Below are 26,401 nucleotides of genomic sequence, written 5' to 3' on the forward strand. Positions count from 1 at the left end.
ACATCGCTGTATTAACTGGTAAGGAGTTCTGTATTTAGGTGAAGCCCGACCATGGACGAAAGAGTCCATGGTCTTTTTTTGCATATTAAGAGGTAATACATGGATGTGCGATTGCTGTAATGCCTCTGGAGTCTGCTTCGGCAGATCTTTTACTGTAGAATAATATAAATAGGGAACATTGAGGTGGAAATATAATGTTAAGCAATACAGCGGAAGTATCGTTAAGTAAATTTATGACTAAGCTGCTGCGGCATACCCCAGAGCAATATGGTCTTATTTTGGATCCAGAGGATGGTTCCTGTAGGTTGGATGATTTGCTGTCTGTTATTGTCAGCACTCCTAGATGGTCAGAGGTGACTGTGGGAGATATTCGGCAAGTGGTCGCAGGCTGCGACAAGCAACGATTGGAAATCGTTGATGACCGGATCAAAGCCCGGTACGGGCATAGCCATACAAAAATCACTTATGAGCCGGGGACTCCGCCTGCTGTACTTTTTCACGGAACTCATTCTGGTGTGCTTTCTGTGATTTTGGAGGAGGGACTCCAATCGATGGGACGGCAGTATGTTCATTTGTCTGAAGGGACTCATTTTGCCAGTTTAGCCGGAAGTCGCAGAGGGAAATTGATATTGTTAACCGTTGATACGATTAGAGCGGGTCAAATGGGTGCAACCTTTTATAATGCGGGTAATAAGGTTTGGTTGGCAGGTCATATACCGCCTTCCTGTCTTAATGGGTTTACCCCGTAAGTTGAACTAGATCGACGTTTAGTTAGGAGGCATAATAACATGGATGAAATTCCAGATCACTTAGATCACGGATTACAGATTGTATTTATTGGGTTCAATCCTAGTATCCGTTCTGGCGAGGTAGGACATCATTACGCGAATCCGCGGAATAATTTTTGGAGAATATTACATCAGTCTGGACTTACTCCCCGGTTGTATGATGCGTCTGAGGATGGGGACTTGCTTAAGCTGGGCTATGGGTTTACAAATATTGTTGCCCGTCCCACACGGGGAATCGACGATATTACTCGTGAAGAATACCAGGAGGGTCGGGAATTGCTTCGCTCCAAGCTGGAGAAATATCGGCCTCAAGTCGCCTGTTTTGTAGGTAAGGGTGTGTATACAGAGTTTAGTCGCAGAACAAAAGCTAACTGGGGATTTCAAGGGGGCGAGCCTCCAAAGGTAGATGGTGTCCGTGAATTTGTTGCACCCTCTTCCAGTGGATTAGTTAGAATGCCGATGGAAGAGATCGTTGGAATTTATCGCAGATTAGCCGAGTTTACGCAAGAGAACGATGGGTGATTGATGTATTTGGAGTTAGGGTGCTAAAGGACACAGGAGTCGCTAAAAGTAACAAATCACTCTAATTTGCGTGCTATCGGACTCCAATGCAGCTATTGGGTAGAAATAGACTGAATATGAGTCCATTTTGGGTAGATAGCGTCTCTGGAGTCCGAAAACACCACTAAATGGCCGAAAATCCACGAATAACGGCGCCTGAGTCCGTAAGGATAAAGGCTGGAGAGTTGGCCATGGATCTACGTAGATTCCGTAGATCCCGCAGATCACCGTAGATCTCGCAAGCTCTGGCAAACTATCGCATCTTAGCTATCTCTCGCTACTCTAGAATACCCTCAAACACAAAAGGAGCAAGATTCCATATCGGAATCTTGCTCCTTTTATAACTTCAAAGGGCAGTCTCAGTATATGAGACATGCCCTTAGTCCCTAAAATACATTAAGTCTCGATCAGCAGCAGAATGATAGAGGATAAGGATAGACAAACACTAATCAGGCATAGCACGGCAACGACCTGCTTCTGGTTCAGGCCTGCCCGAAGCAGGCGGTAATGAGCCTGGGTGGCATCGGCTTGATAAATGGACTTGCCTTGGATGAAACGTTTGACTACGACAAAAATGTTGTCGAAGATCGGTACGCCCAGCGCCAGAATAGGGATGAACAGCGACAGGACGGTGGCTTGCTTGAACGCGCCGTCGAGTGCGATTACCGCAAGGATGAAGCCGAGAAAGGTTGCCCCGGCGTCGCCCATAAAGATTTTGGCGGGCGGCTTATTGTAGCGCAGATAAGCAAGCGTAACGCCAATCAGCGAAATTGCCATAATGGCAGATGAGGATTGACCCTTCGCCAGTGCGACTACGAATAACGTAACCGCCGAAATGGCCGTCAAGGCACCAGCTAGACCGTCCATGCCATCCGAGAAATTAATAACAGTGGTTACGCCGAAGATCCAGATAATCGTCAGCAGAAACGATAGAATGACTGGCAAAATGATATAATCACCTGAAAATGGATTGTAAAATCCGGTAAAGGCGTTGCCAGAAGCATAAACCAGGATCGCTGCGCTAACTTGTACAATTAACTTGGGCAGAGCTGGGAAATCTTTGCCCTTCGTTTTGTACCAATCATCCACCGTGCCTATGGTCAGCAACAGTACTCCACCAACAAATAATGCGACAGTCTCCATGGAGAAATCACGCGCGAACACCAGATAAGTAACAAAAAATCCGAGAAATATTGCGTAGCTGGCCGTTAGCGGAATGGGCTCTCTATGAATTTTACGCTCAACGTCCTGCCGAGGCTTGTCCACAAAATCAAGCCGAAAAGCAAGCTTGCCGAGCGGCGGAATTAGAAAGTAGACGATAAGAAATGACATTAGAAATGATAAAACGTATAAAATGACGCTCACCACCGTTTTCTTTTTAAAATACCACAGATCGATTAAATCTACCTTAAAAAAGTAAAATTTTGTCGTGAGAGGTGTGAAGTTGACTTGCCAGCATCGCTGTAGTACCTTGTTGAGAAAAGCTCTTTGGGGGATATTTATGAAATACGATGTTATTTTATTTGATGCCGACGATACGTTGTTTGATTATGGAATGGCAGAAAGTCACGCGTTGTCTAATGCCTTTCTACACTTTGGGATGCCCACAGGTGCAGCAGATTATGCTGCCAGTTATCAAGAGATTAACCACGCATTGTGGAGGGATTTAGAACAAGGAAGGATTTCATCTGCGGCGCTGCGGGTAGAGCGGTTCAATCGGTTGTTTGCTGCACATGCGCTTGAGCTTGATCCTGAATCATTTAGTGAGGCGTATCTACGTTTCTTAGGCGAAGGAACCTTTCTGATGCAGGGAGCGATCGAGCTATGCGGAGAGCTTGCAGAGTGCCGCCTGGCGATTATCACGAATGGAATCAAGGATGTGCAAACTTCCAGAATCCAAGGCTCGCTGCTGAGTGATACATTTGAGCAGATCATTATCTCAGAGGAGGCAGGATGTCAGAAGCCAGAGACCGGGATTTTTGATTACGCTTTTGCCAAATTGGGGATTGAGGATAAAGAAAAAGTATTGATTGTGGGTGACTCCTTAACCTCTGATATTCAAGGCGGAATTAATTATGGGATTGATACCTGCTGGTTTAACCCGCTCGGTAAGATTAATGAGTCCGGCGTTCAGCCAAAATACGAAATTCGAAACCTCTCGGAGCTACTAGATATTGTAGGGAAAGCTACTAACCTTCAATAAAAAAATAAGGTGTGAGCGCATAAGCGTCTCACACCTTTTATTTAGTAACCTGAAAGAGGTTTATTGCCGAGTATCCAGCGGCTTCAGATACGCCTCGATTTGCTGGCGTTTCGATTCCAGAAATGGCGGCAGCGCAAGCGATTCACCTAAACTTTCCATAGGCTCATCTGTAGCAAAACCTGGTCCGTCTGTAGCTAGCTCGAAAAGGATGCCGTTAGGCTCACGGAAATAGAGGGAACGGAAGTAGAAGCGGTCGACGAAACCGGAATTAGGAAGCTGTGCCTGGCGGATGTGTTCGATCCATTGCTTCAATTCGTCTTCATTATCGACGCGGAAGGCGACGTGATGTACCCCGCCACGTCCCAAATGCTCTTGATCCAGATCATTGCGTTCCTCCAGATGTACCTCAGTGCCTGACCCGCCTTCACCGGTCTCGAATACGATCACATCTGGCTGACAGGCAACTGTTGAAGGGTAGGTTCCTATACGGCGGAAGCCAAGCAACTGCTCCAGCACCACCGCTGTATGTTCTGCACTTTCGACTGTGAGATGTGCGGGTCCTAAGCCTACAATGCCATATTGGGCAGGCACTGGGCTTTTAGCCCAAGGAGTACCGCCGGCAACACCGTTATCATTTTCGTCGGATACGAGAATGAAACGTTGGCTCTCGTGATCGCGGAAGGATAAAGTCTGGCGTCCACCAAGTACCTGTATCGTCCCATGCTCCACGTTAAGCTCGGTGAAGCGTTGCTCCCAGTAGGTAAGTGCGGCATCGCTTGGGACTCGAAGGGAGAGGGCGGAGATACTGTTATTGCCCTCGCGGTTGCGGCCCGCCATCGGAAGCTCAAAAAAGGTTAATTCAGTTCCGGGATTGCCCTTCTCATCTCCATAGAATAAATGGTACACTGAAATATCATCCTGATTTACTGTTTTTTTAATGAGACGAAGTCCGAGTACCTCTGTATAGAACTTAAAGTTCTCCTGTGCTTTGCCAGTAATAGCTGAGACATGGTGAAGTCCTTTTAACGTTAAGCTCATGGTAGTTACCTCCGTGTAAATGCTTAGGGTTTGTGGATTATTTTTAATATCGATAGAATTATTGGTGAATATTATTAAGTTACTATAATTTTAATAGTAATAACAAACTTTTGCAAGTGGATATTAATGTTTCATGAAATTTAATTCATACATAAGGAGAGAGTATAAGTGCACACAACAACAAGCTTGATGAAACAATTACAGGAGTTGGAGATTGATCCACGGGGGACCATTCTAGTTCATTCCTCGTTAAAAAGTGTTGGCGAAGTAGAAGGAGGTGCGAACACGGTGCTGGATGCACTCAGCGAATATATGAAGGACGGGCTGCTTGTTTTGCCAACGCATACATGGGCTTATATTAATGCGGATAATCCACGCTTCTCTGTTCAAGATTCCCCATCTTGTGTTGGGATATTACCGGAGCTGTTCAGAAAACGTCCGGGCGTTGTTCGCTCTTGGCATCCGACTCATTCTGTAGCGGCTTTGGGTGTTGATGCTGAGGCGTTTACTGCAGGGGATGAACGTTGGGATACGCCATGCGCCCGTGGTTCAGTGTGGGGCAAGCTGCTTGATCGTAAGGCGGAAATAGTACTGCTGGGCGTCGATCTGCGGCGGAATACGTTCATTCACGGTATTGAAGAGTGGGTGGATATTCCGGGCAGAATGACGGATAGTCATGAGGAATTATATACTGTGACGCCGGGTGGCGATGAAATCATGGTGCCTTCTCGCAGACATTGTGGTCTCTCTTGGTCGGAGCATTTTTGGAAAGTGGAACGTGAGCTTGAGGAAGGCGGTGCCATGCGTAAGGGGAAGTTCGGGGATGCGCTAGTTAGAGTGTGTGGAACAGTAGAAACGACGGATATTTTAAGCCTGATGCTAAAAGAGAATCCTGATCTTTTCTCCGATAATGAACCGCTGCATGGTGAGTCCAAACCAGATCCGCTTCCAAAGACCAGACGTGAACAACCGTAGGTGGGAGAGCTAAACCATTTTTTCAGCCCGCACAATCTGGAAGCCGCTATCAATGTATGGTATATTAATCTCACTAAAACATAGTAAGGAGATTGGAAATGGAAAAAACATTGGTCTTTGGACACAAAAATCCGGATACGGATACTATTTGTTCGGCAATTGCTTATGCAGCACTCAAAAAAGAATTAGGCTGGGATGCTGAGCCAGTTCGTCTGGGAGACGTTAGTGGTGAAACGCAATTTGCGCTTGATCATTTCGGAGTAGAGGCTCCTCGTCTGGTAGAGAACGTAGCTGGAGAAGCTAATCAGGTTATTCTTGTTGACCATAATGAACGCCAACAAAGTGCGAATGACATTGATCGAGTGCGTGTAGTTGAAGTTATCGACCATCACCGGATCGCTAATTTTGAGACCGCACATCCGTTATACTATCGTGCTGAGCCAGTAGGCTGTACTGCTACTATTCTTAACAAAATGTATAAAGAAAACGGTGTAGCTATCCCTAAAGACATCGCCGGATTGATGTTGTCTGCAATCATTTCTGATTCCTTGCTGTTTAAATCTCCAACCTGCACCGCTGAAGATGTAGCGGCAGCACGCGAATTGGCTGAAATCGCTGGTGTAAATGCAGAAAACTACGGTCTTGATATGCTGAAGGCTGGTGCTGATCTTAGCGACAAGAGTATCGCTCAACTGATCTCCTTGGATGCTAAGGAATTCAAAATGGGTGAATACAAAGTAGAAATCGCCCAGGTGAACGCGGTCGACGTTAATGATGTACTCTCCAAGCAGGCTGAACTGGAAACTGCACTGACTTCCATTATTGCTGAAAAAGAATTGGATCTGTTCCTGTTCGTAGTTACAGATATCCTTAACAACGATTCGGTGGGTCTGGCTCTGGGCCGTGTTGCAGGTGCAGTAGAACAGGCGTACAACGTGAAGCTTGATGACAATAAAGCCCTTCTTAAAGGTGTAGTATCCCGTAAATCACAAATCGTACCGGTACTTACAGAGACGATTGCTAAACTGTAAAGCATTTTGACAGTTGTCTATGAGAGTAGATTGGATAAAACGAGCTCATGCCCCATCAGTTGTTAAGATGGTGACATGAGTTCTTTTTGTTTTACGGCGTATTCTGCTACAATATTTTGGGAGGGGATCCAACTGATCCTCTTCTAATTGCATGAACTTTGAATCAGCATGAGGAATATGACAAAGGGATAGGGGATATTGGAAATGGAATTGGAATTGTTTGCAGCATTGGAACGGGACGACTACGAGGAATTATTATTTTGTCAGGATAAGGCATCGGGATTAAAGGCGATCATCGCGATTCATGACACGACACTGGGACCAGCACTGGGTGGAACACGGATGTGGACCTACGCTACGGAAGAGGAAGCTATTGTTGATGCGCTTCGATTAGCAAAAGGGATGACCTATAAAAATGCAGTATCCGGCCTGAATTTGGGTGGTGGGAAAACAGTAATCATTGGAGATCCCAAGAAGGATAAAAATGAAGCCATGTTCCGTGCTTTCGGAAGATACATACAAGGTTTAAATGGACGGTACATAACTGCTGAAGATGTAGGGACTACGGAAGAGGACATGAACATTATTTATCAAGAGACAGATTATGTTACTGGCACCTCACCTACGTACGGTTCTTCGGGCAATCCGTCACCAGCAACGGCTTACGGTGTTTACCAAGGAATGAAGGCAGCCGCTAAAGCCGCCTTTGGCAGTGATTCGCTCGAAGGGAAGACAGTAGCTGTTCAAGGTGTGGGGAACGTGGCCTTTACACTGTGCAAACATCTTCATGAAGAAGGAGCACAGCTTATCGTAACGGACATCCATAAACCAGCCGTTCAACGTGCAGTAGAGGCCTATGGCGCTAAGGCTGTAGATCCAGGCGATATCATCAGTGTAGATTGTGATATTTATGCTCCTTGCGCTCTTGGAGCGACAATTAACGACGAATCCTTACGGGTAATCAAGGCGAAAGTGATTGCAGGAGCTGCTAATAATCAGCTGAAGGATTCCTCGCATGGTGATGCACTTCATGAGATGGGGATTGTATATGCTCCAGATTACGTGATTAATGCAGGTGGCGTCATTAATATTGCGGACGAGCTGAACGGCTATAATAAGGAACGTGCCTTTAAGCAGGTGGCGAAGATTTACGATAATATTACCCGCGTAATGGAAATTTCCCGTTTGAACGGAATACCTACTTATGCCGCTGCGAACCAGCTTGCAGAGGACCGGATAGCGCTATTAAGAAATAGCCGCAGCACCTTCCTGCGTAATGGTCAACATGCACTTACCAGAAGATCGCTGCGGGGATAAGCTGTAAAAAAACTCGGCAAGCTCCATCCGATTACAACTTCGGAGGGACTGCCGAGTTTTTTATGTTCTTTTATTTCTACAAGAAACGTTTATCCTCTTTCGAGGACGGTAACGTCGCTTCTGCTTATTCCTAATTACTGAACCTTTTGGGGTTCTGGGTAAGTGACGCCGAAGGTGTCGACCGTCACCTTTTTCATTACTGGTGGCTCATCTGGACGATCAGAACCGTCACGAGGCAGGCTCACAATTCTTTTTACAGCTTCGATACCTTCGGTTACTTTACCAAAAGCGGCGTAGCTTCCATCTAGACTAGGGTAAGCTGCATCCATAATAAAGAACTGGGAACCGGCAGAGTCAGGAGCCTGTGATCTTGCCATGGATAGAACACCTTCTGTATGCAGAAGGTTATTGGTGAACCCGTTGCCAGAGAATTCTCCGGCGATACTGTAACCCGGGCCTCCCATACCTGTGCCATCAGGGTCGCCGCCTTGAATCATGAAGTCAGGAATTACTCTATGGAATATAGTGTTATCATAAAATCCTTTTTGAATAAGTGAGATGAAATTGTTTACGGTGTTAGGGGCAACCTCAGGGTATAGCTCAGCTTGGATGATATCCCCGTCTTCCATTTCAATGGTTACTAAGGGATGACTTGCCGTAGCTGAAGGAACGCCTTCAGTTGGGGCTGCACCTTCCCCAGGTGCTGATCCGCTGCTTCCATTATTACTGCTTGCATTGTTATTGTTTGGCTTGTTACCGCAACCTGCCGCAATAACCATGACCAGGCATAACATGATCAGAAGAATAGCGGATTTTGTTCGTGTAGACTTCACTAAATAATCTCTCCTTTTTATTGAATAATCTCGTAGGTACTTCCCATAATACCTCCTTTGTCCTATTACATGCAAAGGTCAGTTATGACTTCTGGGATTGGCACATCTTAAAAAGAAGTTTACAATGGTAGGATGTTTCCAAAGAGAACATCGAGAAAGGATGTGCATAGGATGCTCTTTTCGTGGAAGCGGAATTTGATCGTGCTTTGGATAGGGGTTTTCTTTTGTAGTACAGCTTATTCGATCTCGATTCCCTTCCTTTCCATTTTTTTGAGCGACGAACTTGGGGTTTCAAATCATTTGGAGATTTGGTCAGGGGTTAGTTTTGGAATAACCTTTCTTGCCAGCGCTTTAATCTCTCCCTATTGGGGTTCGCTAGCCGACAAGTATGGTCGGAAACCGATGCTTATTCGCTCGGGTTTTAGTCTGGCAGCTTTATACCTTATTAATTATTTTGTACATGATCCTTATGTTTTTTTGATTGTGCGTGTGCTGCAAGGACTGCTTGCCGGTTTTGTTCCAGCAGCTATTGCAATGGTAGCCACCAATACCCCTGAGCATAAGACGGGGTACGCTTTAAGTATTATGTCTACAGCCGGAGCTACAGGTAGTATTATTGGGCCATTAATCGGCGGTGTAGTGAGCTATTATACCAGCAACCGGATTGCTTTTTTATTCTCGGCGGGTATTGTACTTATCTCAGCGCTCATTGCTACTTTTTTTGCAAAAGAGGAGAACTTCGACCGTTCGGCTCCAAGGTCACATGTAAGTGATGATATCAGGGAAGCGAGAAGTAACCGAGCCTTTATTACTTTGCTCTCGCTGGCGGGAATCAGTACCTTCTCCGTTATGATTCTGGAACCGTTAATCCCAATTTATCTACTGGACATGGGGATCTCCAAAAATAGTGCCTCGCTAAGCTCGGGAATAGTGTTCTCTGCTGTGGGGATTGCTACGGTGCTGATGGCTCCGCAGTGGGGCAGAATCGGTAGCCGAAAGGGCTTTGGGATGATCTTATTTATTGGACTGATCGGGGGCGGCATCGGTAATATACTACAGTTTTTTGTTTCGGGCTATGTAGAGTTCGCTATCCTTCGCTTTGCTTACGGCTTGTTCTATGCAGGTGTGCTGCCGTCAGTGAATGCCATGATTGTACAAGTAATTGAGCCGGGATTCCGTGGACGGGCCTTTGGCCTGAATCAGGCGGCATCTCAGCTTGCGACGATGGCTGGACCGATTATCGGCGGCTTATTGGGCGCGGTTATTCCAATTCGCTGGGTGTTTGTAATCAATGGAGTGATGCTGCTGGTAGCAGCGATATTGGTTAAGACCCGCAAGCTGGAAGCGCAAATCGCCGCTGCTCGTCCCGCAGAACAGCCAACAACGATGCAGGGCTAACTGCTAACTCAATGAGCATGTCGTTATTTAGAAACAACATAAAGCCGCCGGGCTCATAGCCCGGCGGCTTTATTCATATTAAGCTGCTATTCTCCCTGCGAACCGTTCAAAACGTCTGTTCCCGGCATAACATCCACTGGCGGGGAGGCAGGGTCAATAATGGAATTTGGATATACATCGTCTGCATCTGGAACATCCTCTAGCGGCTGATCTTCTTCTTCCATCTCCAAGAGTTCCTCATCCTTAGTATAATCCGTATCATCTAGGGTTAATCCTGCGGTTTCAGCGGCTAGATATGCATCGGATTCCACCAACTCATCTCTTTCGATTACATCCTTAGGTGAGTTTAAACCAATATCTGCTGCCAAGTATTTATCGCCAACCAAGACAGGATCTGCGTCATCATCAACAATATCCTCTTCATCCATATCAGCTTGTATATAACGTTCATATTCAAAGTCAGCTTCAGTTTTATTTGGTGAACTATCCATAGCCGTTCACTCCTTTTTTATGATAAAATTTGAACTTCCTATGTTTATCTTTACCCGTTTGACCATGATCGAATCGCTGATCCAATAAATGGGTATGTCTATATTGGATTAGTAAAAAATGGGTGAAAGCAAAAGCCGATGAAAAACGTCCTTTTTCGAGAAAATTTACAAGAATAGGCAGGGATAGTGCGAAGCTTGTCGAAATTAAGAAGCATATATGAACGTTTAAACAACTAATGAATTACTGAGGTGCTACGATGAAGTTGCCAAAGCCCAATATAGCGGCTGCTTTTTTATTAATTCTACTGCTGACCGCTATGGTCCCTTTTGGTACGGCGATAGTGAGTGCTGAATCATCAGACTCTACGCTGCCCAATTGGGAGATTAAATTTGAACGTATAGAAGTAGATCATATTGAAGAAGCTGTGGCAGCTCTTGATGAAGAATGGACTCGTGTTATGCCTCATGGGAAAAGCCCAGAGACTCCAAGTGGGGCAACCTCAGCCTGGCTGCGGTTTACTTTACCACAAATTGGTGATAAATCTGCGTTATTCATAGATAAAGTATATGGAAATAATGTTAAGGCTTATTTAAATAACGAATTAATATATGATTCCGGAAAAGATTTTAATTTCAATGGCAGTAAGGTTTTCATTCCTCTGTCCAAAAGTGTTGGAGGACAACAGCTATATTTATGGACCCATGGTGGCAGCAAAGACTTAGGGATCCACGGCGAAATAAGAGTAGGCCAATACGATGAGCTGTTATCTGTTTATGTAAAGCAGGGCTTAATGGATCTGATCATTGGAACGACGCTTATTTTTATTGCGATTGTACTGCTGATTTGCTCGCTATTCATGAGAAAAGGTTATTTTTCCGGCGGATTTCTATTGGTGCTGATTATTTTATCCATTGGCGTGTTAGTGGTAACGTATTCATCGTTCCTGCCGACAATCCTAGGCGATTATGGAGAGATTGTACTTGTTTTCTTTGATGTAGCATTATATACGCTTCTGCCCTCCTTTACATTTTATTTTGAAAAAATATTTGGTCCAGGGAAAAAGAAAATCGTTACCCGATTCCGCAAGTTTCAAATTGTCTATTCTATATTCTGTTTTTCTCTAATGGTTGTTAATATCCTTTTGTCATATCAGTTGGATGACTTTTATAGATTGATGACTACGAGTGTGCTGGGTATCCTTATGATTGTGCAATTTATATTGTTGATCAGCTTAGCGTTTATTCATGCGAATCGTGGGAATGTAGATGCTGTTGTTTTTACTACAGGGTTCTCAATATTTGCTTTCATGTCTCTTAGCGAACTGGTCATGTTCTATGTATCGGGGCAATCCTATCAATTATATTGGTGGAAATGGGGAGTGGTGATTTTCGTAATTGCCTTAATCGTCATTCTGGGAAGAAGGTTTACTCGAAACCATGAACAGCTTATTGAATATTCCCATCAGCTTGAGAAGTTCAATAATGATTTGCAGCGCTCGGAGAAGATGGAGATTATTAGTGAGCTGGCAGCTTCGGTTGCGCATGAAGTACGGAATCCATTGCAGGTTACCCGAGGGTTTCTGCAGATTCTTGGGGAGCGTTCAGATCAAAAGGAGCGGGAATATCTGCAAATGGCGGTGACAGAACTGGATCGAGCTACGCTCATTATTACAGACTTCCTAACCTTCGCTAAACCAGGACTTGAAACCGTAGAGCAGCTTGATGTGTCCGAAGAGTTGAGGCATGTGACGGGTATTCTTTCTCCGTTAGCGAATCTGCAAGGGGGTGTCATTGAACTTAACCTGCAGCCAGGACTTTACGTTACTGGATCATCTGCCAAGTTCAAGCAAGCGTTTATCAACATTCTCAAAAATAGTATTGAAGCTTTAAAGGACAATGGGCTGATTAAAGTCACAGCCTGGAAGTCTGGAAAACATATAATAATCAGTGTTCATGATAATGGGGAAGGGATGAACCGGAATGAGCTGGCTCGGTTAGGGGAACCTTATTACTCCAATAAGACCAAAGGAACGGGGCTTGGACTGATGGTAACCTTTCGGATTATTGAGGCGATGGAGGGATGCACTGAGTTTCGCAGTGAGAAAGGGGAAGGGACTGAAATTATAGTAAAAATACCAGAACTTAGAAGAATTTAGAAGTAATTTATGATAATTCCGTTTTTTAGAAGGAAAGAGTGAGGGGCTGAGCGAAGTAGTACAGACAGAATATTGTTTCTGATACTTACTTCTGAGGTGCATATATGCGCTTGATGATTAAAGTCCTACATATAGCAATAGCCCTTACTCTCCTTCTGATAGGATATAGTTCAATTGTTGTATCAGCAGCGACCCCATATCCATCCCAAGAAATTACCAGTTGGCAGATGAGATGGGGCGATGGAACCGAAAACAGCGGCGTAGTGGTTCCTCAGAATAATGACCAGCAGTATTGGATAAATGTGAACGCTACGAAGGAAATCCCACATCTGCCATCAGGCGTATCCACTTCTTGGACTCGTATTTCCATACCTAACTTTAGTTATATCTCCCCTTCAATCTACATTGATACTTTATATGCTCTTCATGTGAAGGTGTATGTGAACGACCGTTTAATCTTCGAGGAAGATCGTAATTATATTAAGGATAACTATTCTTTGTTGTTGCCTTTGAGTCAAAGCGATAGTGGGAAAACATTATACATTTGGACTGAAACGCTGCAGGATAGAATCGGAATTAAAAATGAAGTAGTGATCGGTGAACACAACCTGTTAATCAATGATTATATTAAAAATGGACTCAGCGATGTGATTTTGGGCTGTGCTTTTTTTCTTGTGGCTATCGTTCTATTTATAAGTTCTCTCTACATTAATAGGGACTATTTTTCCAGTGTGGCTTCACTAGCCGTTGTAATAGGTTCAACCGGAATTCTCTCGATAACCTATTCTCCTTTTATTTATACCTTTTACAGCAATTTGGGCGCGATTAGTAATGTATTTCTTGATTTGGCTTTATTCTCACTTTTACCGGCGCTTACTCTTTTATTTGAAAAAATATTTGGCAGTGGAAAAGATGCGATCGTCCGTCGTTTTCGTCAATTTCAAGTCATTTACTCCTCATTTTGTTTGCTATGTCTTTTGATCAATTTTCTATCGAATAATAGCTATATTGAGTTTTATTATTTTGTATCCACCACTATTATCGGGTTCATCCTCATCCTTCAGTTCATCTTGCTTATCGTATGTGTGATTATATTTTCGCTTAAAGGGAATAGGGACGCTATCATTTTTGCCATTGGCTTTGGAACGGCTGCATTTACTGTAGTGTCAGAGTTACTGTGGTATTACATTCATAAGGGGAACTATGATTTATTCTTGTGGAAGTGGGGCATTGTTGCCTTCATAATCTCCTTGATCGTAATTCTGGAGCGAAGACTAGCCTATAGCCATCAACAGGTTGTTAACTATTCTAAAGAATTAGAGCGTTTTAACAACGAATTGCAGCGTTCAGAAAAAATGGAAATTATTAGCGAGCTTGCTGCATCTGTTGCTCATGAAGTGCGGAATCCACTCCAGGTAACTAGGGGTTTCCTTCAGCTGCTTAGCGAGAAATCCGTTGGTGAAGAGGAAATATTTATGTCGATGGCCCTTAGTGAGCTGGATCGTGCTTCCGGGATCATTACGGATTTCTTAACCTTCGCAAAACCGGAATTTGAGACGATTTCCAGTCTGAATTTGTATAATGAATTTAAGCATATTGAGAGTATTATGCAGCCGCTTTGTCATTTAAATGGAGGAAAAATGATTCTCGATGTATCGGGCGAATTATGGGTGAAGGGGAATTCCTCGAAGTTTAAGCAAGCCTTCATCAACATTATCAAAAATAGCATTGAATCTTTCCGTGACGAAGGATTTATCTATATGTCGGTGTATGCGGAAGAGGAGAACGTAATTATTCATATCAAAGACAACGGGGAAGGGATGGACGCGGATGTCCTGCACCGATTGGGAGAGCCTTATTTCACTAAAAAGAATAAAGGCACAGGTCTTGGATTAATGGTCACTTTCCGTATCATCGAAGCTATGCAAGGTAAAGTGAAATTCACAAGCAAAAAAGGAGTGGGAACCGAATCCATCACCATACTGCCATTGGCAGAAGCTCCGGATGATTCTCACTCCTTAGGGGGTTAATCTTGTTGTCTTACCACGAACCGCGTGGTGCTGCGGTTGCCTTCAATACATCGGATGTAGGACTTGGTGGAATTACAAGATAGAATTCGTTGGAGCCTTCTTCAACGGCTTTCAAGGTAACGCTGTCGGGAATGATTACGCCTAGTGCTTCTTGGAGAGCCGCTTTTGGGTCTGAGAGTAGTCTTTTCTTGAAACTTGGATCTTCCCATGCCTTTTGAATGACTTGATTTCTAAGAATTGCTTCTGACATAATAATCACCCTTCCCAAATTGTATATATTTACCTTTAATAATATAACATAGCAAAACTACTAATACTATTCTTTTTATTACAAAATAATAGAATTAATGGACATTTTTTGACAACCAATGATATAATCCTCCGTTTAGCAAGAGCTGCTTGTCCGCCTCGATGGAATCAGAGATCTGCTGTAAGTTACTTACTAGCATGGAATGGAACGCGATAAGATGAGGGGCATTAAGGTCGGAAGCTGTAACTTTGTTATGTGTGTCGTGTGCTAATTCCGTATAGGTATGTAGACCATTTGCAGTGAATAGATAAAATTCGACCTCTTGCGAAGTGAGTTTAGCTGCACTGCTGTTTGGCAGATGTTTGCGAGTTAGGGAGAGAAGACAATTATAGTTGCCCGCGGATAAATCTTCTTTCCAGTCCTCATAGTCATCCAGCATTTGCAGTGTAAGCAAAACCGAATGGATAAGTTCTTCAGCTTGCGGCACTAAATCACTCTTTCCAGACATCAGAAGGGCAGCGGTGCTGGATAGCTTGAGCGGACTGGCTTTATAGGAAATTTTGACCCGATCATTAAGAAAATAGTCACTGGTATTTTCGTTGCTAACACTATCTGCCCACTCCATGATATAACGATTAAATAAGATCCAGAAAGCGGATGGCTCCGGAAATAGTATCCGGTAGATATTTAAAAATTCCACATAAAGCAAATTCGCCAAGGGCAATTTTTCGTATGCGGAGGATTCTTGGCTGTCCATCAGGTCATCCTGTATGAAGAAATACAACATAAAAAAGACGTTGCCCATCGACATCTGGCGAGTAACCTCTGCAGAGATTCCGCATCCCTTTTGCAGCCAAAAGGGTAAAAGATAACATATGTAGTTTTTGTGGCTTTCAGCGTTAAATACGTTAAAATGCTCAAGATAGGACATGCCTTGTTGATTTAGAGGTTCTGGAAATTCAGAAATAATCCGTCTGCTTTCTTGGAATACCAAGCGCAGTTCATCTTCGTAGTCATTTAGCCAATCCATAACAACCCTCCTATAAAATTTTTACGAAAATGGTTCTTTTGCCCTGATTATAGCTTTCTCTTTATTCCATTACAACTAAAATTTAGGAGGTATTAGCAGATATGGAATGGTATACTTTCGGCCAGATGCTTATGGCTATTCGAATGGGTCAAAAGGCGGAAACACCGGATGGCCGCATGGTTATGCGTACTTCCACGGGACTTTTTTGGATAAACGGAATCTTGAAGGGAAAAGTGGTAGAAATCAAAGACTATCTGTTCTCTGACCTATGGCGAATCTATGAGGATGAGGAAAGCCAGCAGGAGGGAATTGGCAGGGAACAACACGAGCAACGTGAGCGGGAGATGCTTGAGAATCAATATGAAGAGCTGCGTTGGGCGAACCGAAAGCGTTAGTTCAACGTTCGATTACCCAACAGCAGCTATATAGTGAATATTAATAAGAGGGATTAGGAACTTACGGATGCGGAGAGTTCTGATTTCAATGCTTCATATTGACTACGCAGGCGTTGAAGTTTCGAGATACTTTGCTCCAAGCCGCCGAGCCGGTTGCGTTCCGTCCACAAGAGACGATATTGGTGAAGGAGTACATCAAGGTCATTGATTTGCTTCGTAATCAGCGCAGGGTCAAGCGAATCTGGTGCTGATGTCAACTGTAGCTTGATTCTGCCCAGCTGCACAGCATGCTTCACAAAATGGATGCCATTACTCAGTTCTTTCAGCACAAGAGCAGCATCTTCACATTGAAGATCTAACCCCGATAGCCGCGCCTCAATGGAGAGCAGATATTCTTCGAGATTATTGAAGTGTTCCTCAGTAAGCTTCTCTATGATTAGGAAATTGTCCAGATGGGTACGCAGCAGCAGGGACATTTCTGCATCATTTGAACGGTTGATACTGGATTCAAGCTGATAGTAATTGCCGAGATCCAGGAGCAGCTGGCCAATTCCCTCAGAACGATCTGCAAAAATAAATCTATTTAAATACTGTGCAGTATCTGCTTCCAGATTATGATCTACACTCCAGGATAGGGCTGCGCCGTAGGCGAAGCCGGCATAGCTGACCGGCAGATGCTGCCAGTGTCCAAAATCTCCCCAATCCGTAATGAGATAACCGATAGCGCCGTTGTTTTTGCCATGAATAGCTGCACTGCGCAGATTGGCTAACATATTGTCTGTGCGTCCTGTAATGGAGTTCCATGAGCTGGTGCCTGGGCAGACATAAAAAGGAATACCTGCTTCATGGAATTTGAGCGTATCGGACTCGAAGGGATGCTCCGCGCTATAACCCCATTCCATAGCAATAATATCCTTAGGAAGCTGAGGAATCAGTTCGGGATGCTGGATAATGATATCGCCCCAGAATTGCATCGTTTTGCCACGTTTTGTAACCAACTCATAAATCTTTTGCAGGAATGATAAATAGAGTTGACCTTTGCCTTGAGTTTCTGCCAGAGCTTTATTTTTACCAAGACCGAGTTCATAGGTCTCATCGCAGCCTACATTAAACTGATTGGAGCTAAAGTAAGGTAGCAGATCGTCAAACATTTTGTCTAGCAGAGGTAGTACAGCAGGATCTTCGGTATCAAAAGTACCAGGGTGCATAAATAAGCCTTCTGGATAAACGTCCTGCGCATACAAATTCTTCGGAAGCATAAAGCCTTCGGGAATTTCAGCTAAAGCGTTGAATTCTGGACGAGAGAGCCAGCCCTCCATATGCCCAAAGCTGTTCTGATTGGGAACAAGCTCTATATAACGTGCTTTGCAATAGGCATCCAGAAGCAGGATTTCCTCTCCGGTAATTGGGGTTTCAAGCTCCCAGACTTGAGGGAAGGATTCATAAGCGAACGGAGCACCTTCTATATATAGCTGAAGTTCATTCATCTTCAAATCAGCCATAAGGTCAATGATCCGGTACAAGGTTTCTTGCTTCGGGATTTTATTGCGGCTGATATCTATGAGCAGGCCTCTGGCTCCAAAATCAGGTTCATCGCGAATATGCAGCTGAGGTATAGATTTGCCACTTTGTTCTATGATTTGTTTCAGGGTTGCTGCTGCGTAGAAGGCGCCTACAGGAGAGCTATAGGAGACAACGATACCCTTCTGATCGACAACAATCTCATATGCCTGTGCAGACAATAATGGCACATAGTTAAAGTTACAGACAGATACAACGGTTGGACGTAAGCCAATGGATAAAGTCAGCTGCAGATTCAATGCTTGTGCAATCACTTCCTGTAGTTTTCGTGCAGCTGGCATGGCAGATTGTTCTTCCATATTAGGAAGCACGATGCTTCCGCTTGTTGGGAAATGGAAGGAGCCTTGTGACAATGTGATTTCACGCGGATTAGGGAAAAGCAGTAGTGTAGAATGATTAAGCATAGCGTGGACACCTCTTATTCATGTAGAATATGATCATCTTCACAATAACCTTATCACTACTAAACAAGGGGAGGAATGCCTATAATGTCCAAGCACATGGATTATATGATCAGTCCATATCCAATAAGAATTATTGATCCGAAGGTTGAATCCTCCAAGCTGAAGCTCAAGAATATAAGGGTGGGACAGGCAGGTCATCTGCCAGGAAGAACGTTATTCCGTTCAGGTGTAGTTTTTGAGCACTGGGCCATTGTTTACATAGTGTCAGGTAGTGGCTCCTACATGGAGATTGGGGGAAAAGAGCAGCAGGTGCGTGAAGGCAGCTTATACTTTTTTCGCCCAGGTTACAGTTATAACTTTGGTCCACCACCGGGAGGCAGCTGGGATGAGTATTATATTAACTTTAATGGCACGCGTGTATCCGAATGGCTGGAATCGGGCCTCATAGCCGGGGGAAATGTTTTTCAAGCCCAATCTATAGTAGGTCTTACTACCTTATTTGAAGAAGTGCTGGAACGGATGGAGAGCGGAGAACCTGTGGATGCGGATCGGGCAGCATTATTGCTCGAAAGAATGCTGCTGGAGTGTTCTTTTATAATAGAAGAAAAAAGTTGGAATTCTCAGGCTGATTATATGCGTCAGATTCGGGAAGACCTGAACTTATGCATGTATGGTGAAATGGACCTAGAACAAATAGCGGCAAAACATCATGTTTCGATGTCTACACTTCGTCGTCTTGTTCGACGCAGCAGTGGATACCCGCTTCATGAATATATTCACCGTCTAAAAATGGCGGAAGCCAAAAAGTTGCTTTTTAACACCTCATTACAAATTAAGGAAATTTCTAGTATGCTTCATTATAATGATCCGTTCTATTTTTCTCGTTTATTTAAAAAATATATGGGGATCGCACCCCAGCTTTGCCGGAATAACATTTAAATCGACATCCTCCTACTAGAGTCCCAACAGTAATTGTTATAATTTGTATAATTGTTGTCGTTTTATAAGATATGTTGAAAAATATGGATTAATATTACATAAATGCGTTAGTTCTTATTAACTATAGTGGATAAAATTCCAAATTTTAGTGATAAAACCTACTGAAAAAATAATAAATTTTTTGTAACTATTTTTCAAATGGAAGCGCAAACATGGGAAATGTCAACTTGTTATTGTGATTTTTCTCATGTATGATGCTTTTATCGAGCACAGTACAATCTCGCATTTTCCAAAAAACTGGAGAATAGGGTGGTGGGATGAAAATCAAACCAACTGCAGAAGACAAACTGATTGCGTATTACAGGTATTTTTCATTGTCCCTCACATCACTCATGTATCTTCTAGATAAGACGGGACCTTCCATAATTTATAAATCACTTATTATTGCTATACTTGTTGTGTTTGCACAAACGTTCTCATTTTGTTATCGAAGGCTACGCAGCAGGCCAAAGACTCTCGTCCTGGCTGTTAGTATAGAGATGGTGGGAATTATCGCATTGACCTTGTTTACGGGTGGGTACGAAAGCTCTTTTAGGCTCTATGTGCTTAATCCTGTATTGATTGCTGCAGGCTCATTGTCCATTTATTTTGGATGGTCGTTGCTCTTAAGCTATATCAGTATTTTTGCGGTGCTCTGTTATTTTTTTATCAATTCTGCGAACAGAAATTTTTTAGAAATTGTATTTATAAATGGGAATCTGTTTCTAACACTGGTACTTACGGTTATAATAATGCAGATCGTTAATCGGATGAAGCGGCAACGTGAAGAATCGAATGCTCGCACGAAAGAGACGATGGAGCATATCAAATCCCTGTACCATATCGTGGAAACCTCAAGCCAACATGATTTCATGAATATCGGTCAAGTGATCACCGATTATGTTGTTAAGCTAACGAAGCTAGATAAGGCTTTGTTTTGGTTCGCCAAGAAAAGCGGAGAACCAGCTCCGCAGAGCAGGCAGACCGGCTGGCAGCAGGAAGAGGAACAGTTCCTATTCTCAGAACTGGGAAAACATGAGCATGAATGGAGATTGCAGCGAGAGCCTATTTTTAGAAATCTGCCGGGATTAGGCGATTTCCTGCTGATGCCTGTACGGATGAGCACCCGTTTTGTAGGGATGATTGGACTCAAGCTGGAGTCTACAGAGGGGCTGGAAGGCCGCAGATGGTATATTCAACAATTGATATTCTTATCTGAGCTAAGTGCGAATATTCTTGAAAGACATGAGCTTGGTGTGATCGAGAACCGGTTGATCATCACGAACGAACAGAACCGGATTGCGGATGAAATGCACGACAGTGTATCGCAGAGCCTTTTTGGTATTGTGTATGCGACGCATTCGCTGAAGGAATCGTGGAAGAGAATGTCAGATCATGAGCTAGAAGAACAAATTGAGCTTATTCATGATTCTGCTACAAAGGTTGCTAAAGAACTGCGGATCACGATCTACAGTCTTAGCTCCAAGAAGAGTGGCGGTCCTACTTGGTTGGGCATGGTAAGATCACATTTGAAGAGCTTATCCAGGTTAAATGATGTTGATATTGATTTAAAAATAACGGGCGATGATTTCAGTCTCCCTTATCCTTACCACAAAGCGCTTTTTCGGATTATCTCCGAAGCCACGGGTAATGCCATCAGGCATGGTGCTGCCAGTCGAGTAGATGTAGAACTGTCTCTGAAGCCGACTTGGATTCGATTATTGATTTGTGATAATGGTGTTGGTTTTGATACTGATTTGTTATGGATTGAATCTGAAGATAGTGTAAGCGGACTTGGCATGAAGAATATGCAATATTTGACCCAGTCGCTCGGTGGCGACTTTCAGTTGTCCAGTAATGAGAGCACAGGAACAAGAATTATGATTTCGATTCCTGTCGGTGTAGCTGAATTAAAGAATGCATAAACTTTAGGCGGGAGGTCGTTTCTGTGAAAATCGTCATTGTTGATGATCATCCTTTAGTTAGAAGAGGACTGGCATCTGTCATTTCGATGCAACCGAATGTGCAGTTTGCGGGTGAGGCGACGAATGGCCAAGAAGCGCTTCTTGTGATTGAGGAGACGCAGCCTGATCTCGTATTGATTGATCTTAAGCTAGCAGATGAATCGGGATTGGATGTCATCAAGACAGCGCGTGCTCGTGGTATCGTTAGTAAGTTCATTCTGTTGACGTCATCTGCAAGCAGAGAGGATTTCCTGAAGGCTGAAGAAGTACTGGTAGATGGATATGTACTGAAAGAGGCGTTGCCCGAGGAGTTACTGTTTGCTATCCAATTGGTGCACAAGGGAAGAAAGTATTATGATCCTGGTCTGATGGAAGATAAAATGCGCATGAGTGGAAGCAGCCCAACGGATGAATTAACACCCAAAGAAAAGGAAGTCCTGATCGAGCTGGGACAGGGCGCCTGCAACAGAGAAATTGCTTCACGTCTTTTCATTAGTGAATTTACGGTGAAGAAGCATGTCAGTCAGATTTTAGCTAAATTACAGGTGGCTGATCGTACTCAGGCAGCGCTTTATGCAAATGCTGTCGGATTAACCAAATATGAAATGTCTTACGAGTGAAAATTGAAATAATTCGTAAGCATAGTACATGAACACGGACAGGTTGTCCGTGTTTTTTTGTGCGTTAAAACCTAAATTTGCCCTCGATATGGCACTAAAGTATACCTAATCCCCCTCTTAAGAGGTATAACGTCTTACTCCAAAGTGAAGAGGAAAGTGATGGTATGAGCCATGTGGCGAATGGTGTGGATTGATAGAATTAAAGCAACAACTGAAACTTTCATGAATGCTTTCAGAATGTAATTTTAGCGGAAGGAGGGTTACTGTGGAAAAGACGATTCTGGATTACATTAACCTGATTAAAAAAAGGTTTTGGCTCATCATGGTGTTCGTTTTGATCTCCTGTGCTACGACTTACTATGTTAGCAAAAACTTCGTTGAACCCGTCTATTCCGCTTCCGGACAGCTGCTTGTCAACAACATTGCCAAAGCTCCCGAGAGCAACAATCTTAACGATTTGAGCTTTAGCCTGAATTTAATTGAGAGTTACAAGGAAATTATGAAATCACCGACCATCATGAAAAGCGTAATAGAAAATCACCCGGAGTTTGGTCTCACGGCCGATGAACTAAGCCAGAAGCTTGAGATTAAAACTTCAGAGAAGAGTCAGGTGATCAACCTCAATGTTCAGGATGAAAGCTACACTAAAGCTGCCGGGATCGTAAATGCGGTATCGCAGACATTCATTCGTGAATTGCCATCGCTGATGAGGGTAGACAATGTTACCTTGCTGACACCGGCCGATCCGACTGATGTTCCAGGGCCCTCGAACGGCGGGTTTGCGATGAATCTCATCATCAGCTTTGTTGTATCACTTATGGCTGCCCTAGGAATTATTTTGCTGATGGAAACACTTAACGGCACATTAAGGTCTGAAAAGGAAGCGGAATATGACCTTGGTCTTCCGGTAATTGCTTCGATCGCAACCATTCGTAAACGTGATTTAGGTAAGGCGGCAGGCAACACCAGAGTGAAGGAGGGTGCTTATGTTGCGGCTAAATAAGAGTCTGGTTACAGACGTTAATCCATCCTCGCATATCTCCGAATCGTTCCGATCACTGCGCACATATATACGTCAGCTTGGACTAGCACAGGGCGGCGGAGGAAAAGTGCTGCTCTTTACGTCAGCAGAAGCTGGAGCAGGCAAGACGACAATATTGTCGAATCTCGCGGTCTCTTTCGTCCAGGATGGCAAGAAGGTAGCGGTGGTTGACTGCAATCTGAGACATCCCGGTCTTCATACCGTGTTTGAAGTAGAGGGGAGTGACGGGCTTGCGGCTTATTTAAGTGGGCAAGAGGAAGCAGATAACATCGCTGTCCTCGGAAACTTAGCCAATCTTTCAGTCATCCCGGCGGGAAAAACTCATGTTAGTCCGCCGGATTTGCTAGGCAACCCCAAAATGACCGCTTTGCTTGAGGAACTAAAAGAAAACTACGATCTGATCCTGCTGGATTCTCCTTCGGCAGTCGATTTCAGTGATGCTCGTATATTGGCACCTCAAGCGGACGGCGTGATTCTGGTGGCCAGATATGGAAAGTCCAAACGGGAATCGATTCGCAAAGCGAAGACGCTGCTTGAACAGACCGGCTCTAATCTAATCGGAATTGCCATGAACCAGGCGAAGTAAATGTTTATGCTTTCGAAGTGTTTTTTGCTCGAAGTGAAATCATTGAAGCTAATGCTCACAAAACTTAAGTTTATGCTTTCGAAGTGAGTTTTGTACGAAGTGAAATCTTTGAAGCTAATGCTCACAAAACTTTTAGGAGGTAAAGTGCGATGAAAAAGGTGAAAAAAGTAATCATACCCGCGGCAGGACTAGGTACGCGCTTTCTTCCTGCAACGAAAGCCATGCCTAAAGAAATGCTTCCGATTATCAATAAACCAACCATTCAATACATTGTTGAGGAAGCTATTGCTTCCGGTATTGAAGATATCATCATTGTTACTGGTAAAGGTAAAAGAGCCATTGAAGATCATTTTGACAATGCGTTTGAGCTGGAGTCTAGGCTTCTGGAAGATGGAAAGCTGGATCTGCTTAAAGAGGTTCAGCGTTCAGCCAAGGTAGAAATTCACTATATCCGCCAGAAGGAACCAAAGGGTCTAGGGCATGCGGTATGGTGTGCAAGACGGTTTATCGGAGACGAGCCATTCGGTGTCATGTTAGGCGATGATATCGTCACAGGAGCCGTACCTTGCCTTAAGCAGCTGATTGATCAATATGAAGAAACACAAAACTCGGTTATCGGAGTTCAAGAAATTCCTGATGAATTCACGAATCGCTACGGTATTATTGAACCGGATTTGCAGGACGGTAAATTGTATCGGGTTAACAATTTTGTAGAGAAGCCGCCACTAGGTACGGCACCTTCCAATCTGGCGATCATGGGTCGTTATGTGTTTACTCCGAAGATCTTTAAGTATCTCGATTTAATGGAAGAAGGCGCCGGCGGAGAGATCCAGTTGACAGATGCCATTCAGAAGCTGAATCAGAGTGAACGGGTATATGCCTATAATTTTGACGGAACAAGATATGATGTCGGCGAGCGGCTTGGATATATTTTGACAACACTTGAATTTGCACTGCAAAGCGAAGATTTGCGCTATCCGGTGATGGATGCAATGTCGGAATGGCTGAATAAAATGGGACAAACCAGCTTGAGTAGTTAAGTTGAGTTCGCAAAATTTTAGATGAGGAGGATGAGCATGCAAAAACTGCCGGAAGACTACGAGGCGGTCCTGCCGAAAATTTACATGCTGCATACCGATGAGAGAAGGAAAGAAGCAGAGTCCTATTTGATAATGAAACGGATGATCGATATCTTTTTTTCCGCTCTTGGTCTTCTCGTGTTAATGCCATTATTTGTTGTCGTGGCGATTCTGATCAAGCTGGAGGATCCGAAAGGAAAGGTGTTCTTTCGGCAAAACCGGGTTGGGAAGAATGAAAAGCAATTCCCGATGTATAAGTTCAGATCCATGGTTAGTAACGCTGAGGAGTTAAAAGAAAACCTGATGGCCTATAACGAAGTGAGCGGTGCCATGTTCAAGATTAAGAACGATCCGCGGATCACACAGATAGGGAGATTCCTGCGCAAGACGAGCATCGATGAGCTACCTCAGCTGTGGAATGTGCTGATAGGTCAAATGAGTTTGGTTGGTCCTCGTCCTCCGCTGCCAGAAGAGGTGGCTCAGTATACGGAATATGACAAACAGCGTTTGACGGTTACACCAGGCTGTACCGGATATTGGCAAGTGAATGCCCGAAACAGTGTCGGCTTCGACGAAATGGTACAGCTGGACTTAACCTACATCCATATTCGGAGCACCATGCTGGATCTAAAAATCATTGCTAAAACCGGACTGATGTTACTCGGTTCAAAAGATGCTTATTAATAATGTGGAAATTAGGTGAATGCCGATGCGTGAATACGGAGACGTTCCTAAGCTTTCCATTATCATCTGTACCTACAACAGAGCACCTTTATTGATCAAGACGCTTCAGTCACTTTTAAAGCTGGATCACTTAGAGCAGGCGGAGATCATTGTTGTGGATAACTGTTCCAAGGATGATACTGAAGCTTGCGTCAAAAAGTTTATAGGAAAGCATGGAGCTGATGTGGATATCCGCTACATGATGGAGCCGATGCAGGGGCTTTCAGCGGCTAGAAATACAGGAATTCTGGCTTCCAAATCGCCGCTGATTGCCTTTCTCGATGATGATGCGATACCTTGCCAGCGTTGGATAACAACGATTGTCAGTACTTTCGAGAGTAAACCGGAGGTCATGGCTATGGGAGGCAAAATCGCTCCGATATTTGAAAGTAAACGTCCGGACTGGTTGATTAAACCCTTTGAGCTTCCGTACACGATTGTTGATTTAGGTAGCCGGATTAAGGAATATCCCAAGCAACTTCATCCTTGTGGGGCCAATATGGCGATGCGGAAGCTCGTATTCGACATCAGTCTTTTTCCCCTGGATCTCGGAAGAAAGGGTGATTCTCTGCTCTCCGGTGAAGAGACCTGGTTATTCGGACAGATTCAAAAAGAAGGGCATTCCATCCTCTACCATCCGGAAATGGCGGTTGACCATTTCGTTCCGGCGGCCCGCTTGACGGAAGACTGGATTATGAGGCGCTATTATAGCCAAGGTATCTCTAACGCTATGAAAAGCGAAGGACTAAAAGGCAAGCTGCTTCTAGTGGGAAAGACAGCCGCTAAACTCGTGTATATCCTGGCTGATTCTATCCTCTCAAGAAGCAAAGGAAGAAGGCTTTTGAACAAATGCAGGCTGGAGAGTATTCGTGGAACGCTTCATATGATTCTCAATCGGGAGAGGCATTCCGCAGCGGGGTGAGGGATT

The 26,401-nt window shown here is 44.0% G+C and carries 25 protein-coding genes; 18 read left to right on the forward strand and 7 right to left on the reverse strand.

The genetic code is table 11. The annotated features are described in order from the left end of the window. Positions 1-194 precede the first annotated feature (194 nt). Positions 195-749 (forward strand): RNA 2'-phosphotransferase, encoded by a 555-nt coding sequence (locus tag NSS82_RS04845; protein ID WP_076274038.1) that lies wholly within the window; start codon positions 195-197, stop codon positions 747-749. A 39-nt stretch (positions 750-788) separates the two neighbouring features. After that, positions 789-1,310 carry a mismatch-specific DNA-glycosylase gene (locus tag NSS82_RS04850; protein WP_076179883.1) on the forward strand — a complete coding sequence of 174 codons (522 nt, stop codon included), beginning with the start codon at positions 789-791 and terminating at the stop codon, positions 1,308-1,310. A gap of 435 nt (positions 1,311-1,745) precedes the next feature. Here NSS82_RS04850 and NSS82_RS04855 read toward each other — a convergent pair whose 3' ends face one another. Next, positions 1,746-2,681: an MraY family glycosyltransferase gene (locus NSS82_RS04855; protein ID WP_038568881.1), complete on the reverse strand. Its 936-nt coding sequence runs from the start codon at positions 2,679-2,681 to the stop codon at positions 1,746-1,748. Positions 2,682-2,850: 169 nt separating this feature from the next. Here NSS82_RS04855 and NSS82_RS04860 point away from each other — a divergent pair, with 169 nt between their 5' ends. Continuing rightward, entirely contained in the window at positions 2,851-3,552 is a 702-nt protein-coding gene (locus NSS82_RS04860; RefSeq protein ID WP_036680840.1) for a YjjG family noncanonical pyrimidine nucleotidase, read from the forward strand. A gap of 60 nt (positions 3,553-3,612) precedes the next feature. Here NSS82_RS04860 and NSS82_RS04865 read toward each other — a convergent pair whose 3' ends face one another. Next, positions 3,613-4,590: a ring-cleaving dioxygenase gene (locus NSS82_RS04865; RefSeq protein ID WP_038568883.1), complete on the reverse strand. Its 978-nt coding sequence runs from the start codon at positions 4,588-4,590 to the stop codon at positions 3,613-3,615. A gap of 168 nt (positions 4,591-4,758) precedes the next feature. Between NSS82_RS04865 and NSS82_RS04870 the strand changes: the two genes are divergently transcribed. The 3 genes from NSS82_RS04870 (at position 4,759) to NSS82_RS04880 (ending at position 7,913) form a co-directional block, all read left to right on the forward strand. Beyond that, complete coding sequence (locus NSS82_RS04870; protein WP_051491157.1) at positions 4,759-5,565, forward strand: AAC(3) family N-acetyltransferase; 807 nt, start codon at positions 4,759-4,761, stop codon at positions 5,563-5,565. Between the two features lie 98 nt (positions 5,566-5,663). Next, complete coding sequence (locus tag NSS82_RS04875) at positions 5,664-6,596, forward strand: manganese-dependent inorganic pyrophosphatase (protein ID WP_076274039.1); 933 nt, start codon at positions 5,664-5,666, stop codon at positions 6,594-6,596. Positions 6,597-6,806: 210 nt separating this feature from the next. Beyond that, positions 6,807-7,913, forward strand: coding sequence for a Glu/Leu/Phe/Val family dehydrogenase (locus tag NSS82_RS04880; RefSeq protein ID WP_038568887.1), 1,107 nt, complete (start codon positions 6,807-6,809; stop codon positions 7,911-7,913). Positions 7,914-8,047: 134 nt separating this feature from the next. On the opposite strand, the gene NSS82_RS04885 is transcribed toward NSS82_RS04880, so the two are convergent. Continuing rightward, positions 8,048-8,707, reverse strand: coding sequence for a peptidylprolyl isomerase (locus NSS82_RS04885; protein ID WP_051491160.1), 660 nt, complete (start codon positions 8,705-8,707; stop codon positions 8,048-8,050). Between the two features lie 210 nt (positions 8,708-8,917). Here NSS82_RS04885 and NSS82_RS04890 point away from each other — a divergent pair, with 210 nt between their 5' ends. After that, a complete protein-coding gene (locus NSS82_RS04890; RefSeq protein ID WP_036680852.1) occupies positions 8,918-10,144 on the forward strand; it encodes an MFS transporter in 1,227 nt (408 codons plus the stop codon). Between the two features lie 86 nt (positions 10,145-10,230). On the opposite strand, the gene NSS82_RS04895 is transcribed toward NSS82_RS04890, so the two are convergent. Continuing rightward, a complete protein-coding gene (locus tag NSS82_RS04895; RefSeq protein WP_051490926.1) occupies positions 10,231-10,635 on the reverse strand; it encodes a hypothetical protein in 405 nt (134 codons plus the stop codon). Positions 10,636-10,892: 257 nt separating this feature from the next. On the opposite strand from NSS82_RS04895, the gene NSS82_RS04900 reads away from it, so the two are divergent. Both NSS82_RS04900 and NSS82_RS04905 read left to right on the forward strand, forming a co-directional pair. Then, on the forward strand, positions 10,893-12,791 hold the full coding sequence (locus NSS82_RS04900) for a sensor histidine kinase (RefSeq protein WP_036676638.1): 1,899 nt from the start codon (positions 10,893-10,895) through the stop codon (positions 12,789-12,791). A gap of 113 nt (positions 12,792-12,904) precedes the next feature. Beyond that, a complete protein-coding gene (locus NSS82_RS04905; protein ID WP_340960805.1) occupies positions 12,905-14,821 on the forward strand; it encodes an ATP-binding protein in 1,917 nt (638 codons plus the stop codon). Between the two features lie 10 nt (positions 14,822-14,831). Here the strand turns inward: NSS82_RS04905 and NSS82_RS04910 are convergent, their stop codons facing one another. After that, entirely contained in the window at positions 14,832-15,071 is a 240-nt protein-coding gene (locus NSS82_RS04910; RefSeq protein WP_170914256.1) for an NHLP leader peptide family RiPP precursor, read from the reverse strand. 94 nt (positions 15,072-15,165) lie between these two features. Further along, the gene (locus NSS82_RS04915) at positions 15,166-16,101 is read right to left on the reverse strand and encodes a hypothetical protein (RefSeq protein WP_036676632.1); all 936 of its coding nucleotides are present in this window, start codon (positions 16,099-16,101) and stop codon (positions 15,166-15,168) included. Positions 16,102-16,202: 101 nt separating this feature from the next. On the opposite strand from NSS82_RS04915, the gene NSS82_RS04920 reads away from it, so the two are divergent. Beyond that, positions 16,203-16,496, forward strand: coding sequence for a hypothetical protein (locus tag NSS82_RS04920; RefSeq protein ID WP_036676631.1), 294 nt, complete (start codon positions 16,203-16,205; stop codon positions 16,494-16,496). Positions 16,497-16,549: 53 nt separating this feature from the next. On the opposite strand, the gene NSS82_RS04925 is transcribed toward NSS82_RS04920, so the two are convergent. Then, a complete protein-coding gene (locus NSS82_RS04925; RefSeq protein WP_076104219.1) occupies positions 16,550-18,481 on the reverse strand; it encodes a glycoside hydrolase family 20 zincin-like fold domain-containing protein in 1,932 nt (643 codons plus the stop codon). An 84-nt stretch (positions 18,482-18,565) separates the two neighbouring features. Here NSS82_RS04925 and NSS82_RS04930 point away from each other — a divergent pair, with 84 nt between their 5' ends. The 8 genes from NSS82_RS04930 to NSS82_RS04965 all read left to right on the forward strand — a co-directional run bounded on the left by NSS82_RS04930 (position 18,566) and on the right by NSS82_RS04965 (position 26,395). Then, on the forward strand, positions 18,566-19,420 hold the full coding sequence (locus NSS82_RS04930) for a helix-turn-helix transcriptional regulator (protein ID WP_076104220.1): 855 nt from the start codon (positions 18,566-18,568) through the stop codon (positions 19,418-19,420). 317 nt (positions 19,421-19,737) lie between these two features. Continuing rightward, a complete protein-coding gene (locus tag NSS82_RS04935) occupies positions 19,738-21,384 on the forward strand; it encodes a sensor histidine kinase (protein WP_036676625.1) in 1,647 nt (548 codons plus the stop codon). 23 nt (positions 21,385-21,407) lie between these two features. After that, a complete protein-coding gene (locus NSS82_RS04940; protein WP_036676623.1) occupies positions 21,408-22,043 on the forward strand; it encodes a response regulator in 636 nt (211 codons plus the stop codon). A 265-nt stretch (positions 22,044-22,308) separates the two neighbouring features. After that, positions 22,309-23,046: a YveK family protein gene (locus NSS82_RS04945; RefSeq protein ID WP_036676620.1), complete on the forward strand. Its 738-nt coding sequence runs from the start codon at positions 22,309-22,311 to the stop codon at positions 23,044-23,046. Then, complete coding sequence (locus tag NSS82_RS04950) at positions 23,030-23,671, forward strand: CpsD/CapB family tyrosine-protein kinase (RefSeq protein ID WP_036676617.1); 642 nt, start codon at positions 23,030-23,032, stop codon at positions 23,669-23,671. The genes NSS82_RS04945 and NSS82_RS04950 overlap by 17 nt, the downstream gene beginning before the upstream one ends. 149 nt (positions 23,672-23,820) lie before the next feature. Next, positions 23,821-24,711, forward strand: coding sequence for a UTP--glucose-1-phosphate uridylyltransferase GalU (gene galU, locus NSS82_RS04955; RefSeq protein ID WP_036676615.1), 891 nt, complete (start codon positions 23,821-23,823; stop codon positions 24,709-24,711). A 30-nt stretch (positions 24,712-24,741) separates the two neighbouring features. Beyond that, on the forward strand, positions 24,742-25,434 hold the full coding sequence (locus tag NSS82_RS04960; RefSeq protein ID WP_036676612.1) for a sugar transferase: 693 nt from the start codon (positions 24,742-24,744) through the stop codon (positions 25,432-25,434). Between the two features lie 25 nt (positions 25,435-25,459). Continuing rightward, complete coding sequence (locus NSS82_RS04965) at positions 25,460-26,395, forward strand: glycosyltransferase (RefSeq protein ID WP_036676610.1); 936 nt, start codon at positions 25,460-25,462, stop codon at positions 26,393-26,395. Positions 26,396-26,401 lie beyond the last annotated feature (6 nt).

Origin of the sequence: Paenibacillus sp. FSL H7-0735 (assembly GCF_038008505.1) — a bacterium.
In the GTDB taxonomy this organism is placed as follows: domain Bacteria; phylum Bacillota; class Bacilli; order Paenibacillales; family Paenibacillaceae; genus Paenibacillus_AQ; species Paenibacillus_AQ odorifer.

Excerpts from the sequence above, each read along its gene's own strand:
- NSS82_RS04845 (WP_076274038.1), top strand. The coding sequence starts at position 195 with ATGTTAAGCAATACAGCGGAAGTATCGTTAAGTAAATTTATGACTAAG.
- NSS82_RS04850 (WP_076179883.1), top strand. The coding sequence starts at position 789 with ATGGATGAAATTCCAGATCACTTAGATCACGGATTACAGATTGTATTT.
- NSS82_RS04855 (WP_038568881.1), bottom strand. The coding sequence starts at position 2,681 with ATGTCATTTCTTATCGTCTACTTTCTAATTCCGCCGCTCGGCAAGCTT.
- NSS82_RS04860 (WP_036680840.1), top strand. The coding sequence starts at position 2,851 with ATGAAATACGATGTTATTTTATTTGATGCCGACGATACGTTGTTTGAT.
- NSS82_RS04865 (WP_038568883.1), bottom strand. The coding sequence starts at position 4,590 with ATGAGCTTAACGTTAAAAGGACTTCACCATGTCTCAGCTATTACTGGC.
- NSS82_RS04875 (WP_076274039.1), top strand. The coding sequence starts at position 5,664 with ATGGAAAAAACATTGGTCTTTGGACACAAAAATCCGGATACGGATACT.
- NSS82_RS04885 (WP_051491160.1), bottom strand. The coding sequence starts at position 8,707 with ATGTTATGCCTGGTCATGGTTATTGCGGCAGGTTGCGGTAACAAGCCA.
- NSS82_RS04890 (WP_036680852.1), top strand. The coding sequence starts at position 8,918 with ATGCTCTTTTCGTGGAAGCGGAATTTGATCGTGCTTTGGATAGGGGTT.
- NSS82_RS04895 (WP_051490926.1), bottom strand. The coding sequence starts at position 10,635 with ATGGATAGTTCACCAAATAAAACTGAAGCTGACTTTGAATATGAACGT.
- NSS82_RS04900 (WP_036676638.1), top strand. The coding sequence starts at position 10,893 with ATGAAGTTGCCAAAGCCCAATATAGCGGCTGCTTTTTTATTAATTCTA.
- NSS82_RS04905 (WP_340960805.1), top strand. The coding sequence starts at position 12,905 with ATGATTAAAGTCCTACATATAGCAATAGCCCTTACTCTCCTTCTGATA.
- NSS82_RS04910 (WP_170914256.1), bottom strand. The coding sequence starts at position 15,071 with ATGTCAGAAGCAATTCTTAGAAATCAAGTCATTCAAAAGGCATGGGAA.
- NSS82_RS04915 (WP_036676632.1), bottom strand. The coding sequence starts at position 16,101 with ATGGATTGGCTAAATGACTACGAAGATGAACTGCGCTTGGTATTCCAA.
- NSS82_RS04920 (WP_036676631.1), top strand. The coding sequence starts at position 16,203 with ATGGAATGGTATACTTTCGGCCAGATGCTTATGGCTATTCGAATGGGT.
- NSS82_RS04925 (WP_076104219.1), bottom strand. The coding sequence starts at position 18,481 with ATGCTTAATCATTCTACACTACTGCTTTTCCCTAATCCGCGTGAAATC.
- NSS82_RS04930 (WP_076104220.1), top strand. The coding sequence starts at position 18,566 with ATGTCCAAGCACATGGATTATATGATCAGTCCATATCCAATAAGAATT.
- NSS82_RS04935 (WP_036676625.1), top strand. The coding sequence starts at position 19,738 with ATGAAAATCAAACCAACTGCAGAAGACAAACTGATTGCGTATTACAGG.
- NSS82_RS04950 (WP_036676617.1), top strand. The coding sequence starts at position 23,030 with ATGTTGCGGCTAAATAAGAGTCTGGTTACAGACGTTAATCCATCCTCG.
- galU (WP_036676615.1), top strand. The coding sequence starts at position 23,821 with ATGAAAAAGGTGAAAAAAGTAATCATACCCGCGGCAGGACTAGGTACG.
- NSS82_RS04960 (WP_036676612.1), top strand. The coding sequence starts at position 24,742 with ATGAGCATGCAAAAACTGCCGGAAGACTACGAGGCGGTCCTGCCGAAA.
- NSS82_RS04965 (WP_036676610.1), top strand. The coding sequence starts at position 25,460 with ATGCGTGAATACGGAGACGTTCCTAAGCTTTCCATTATCATCTGTACC.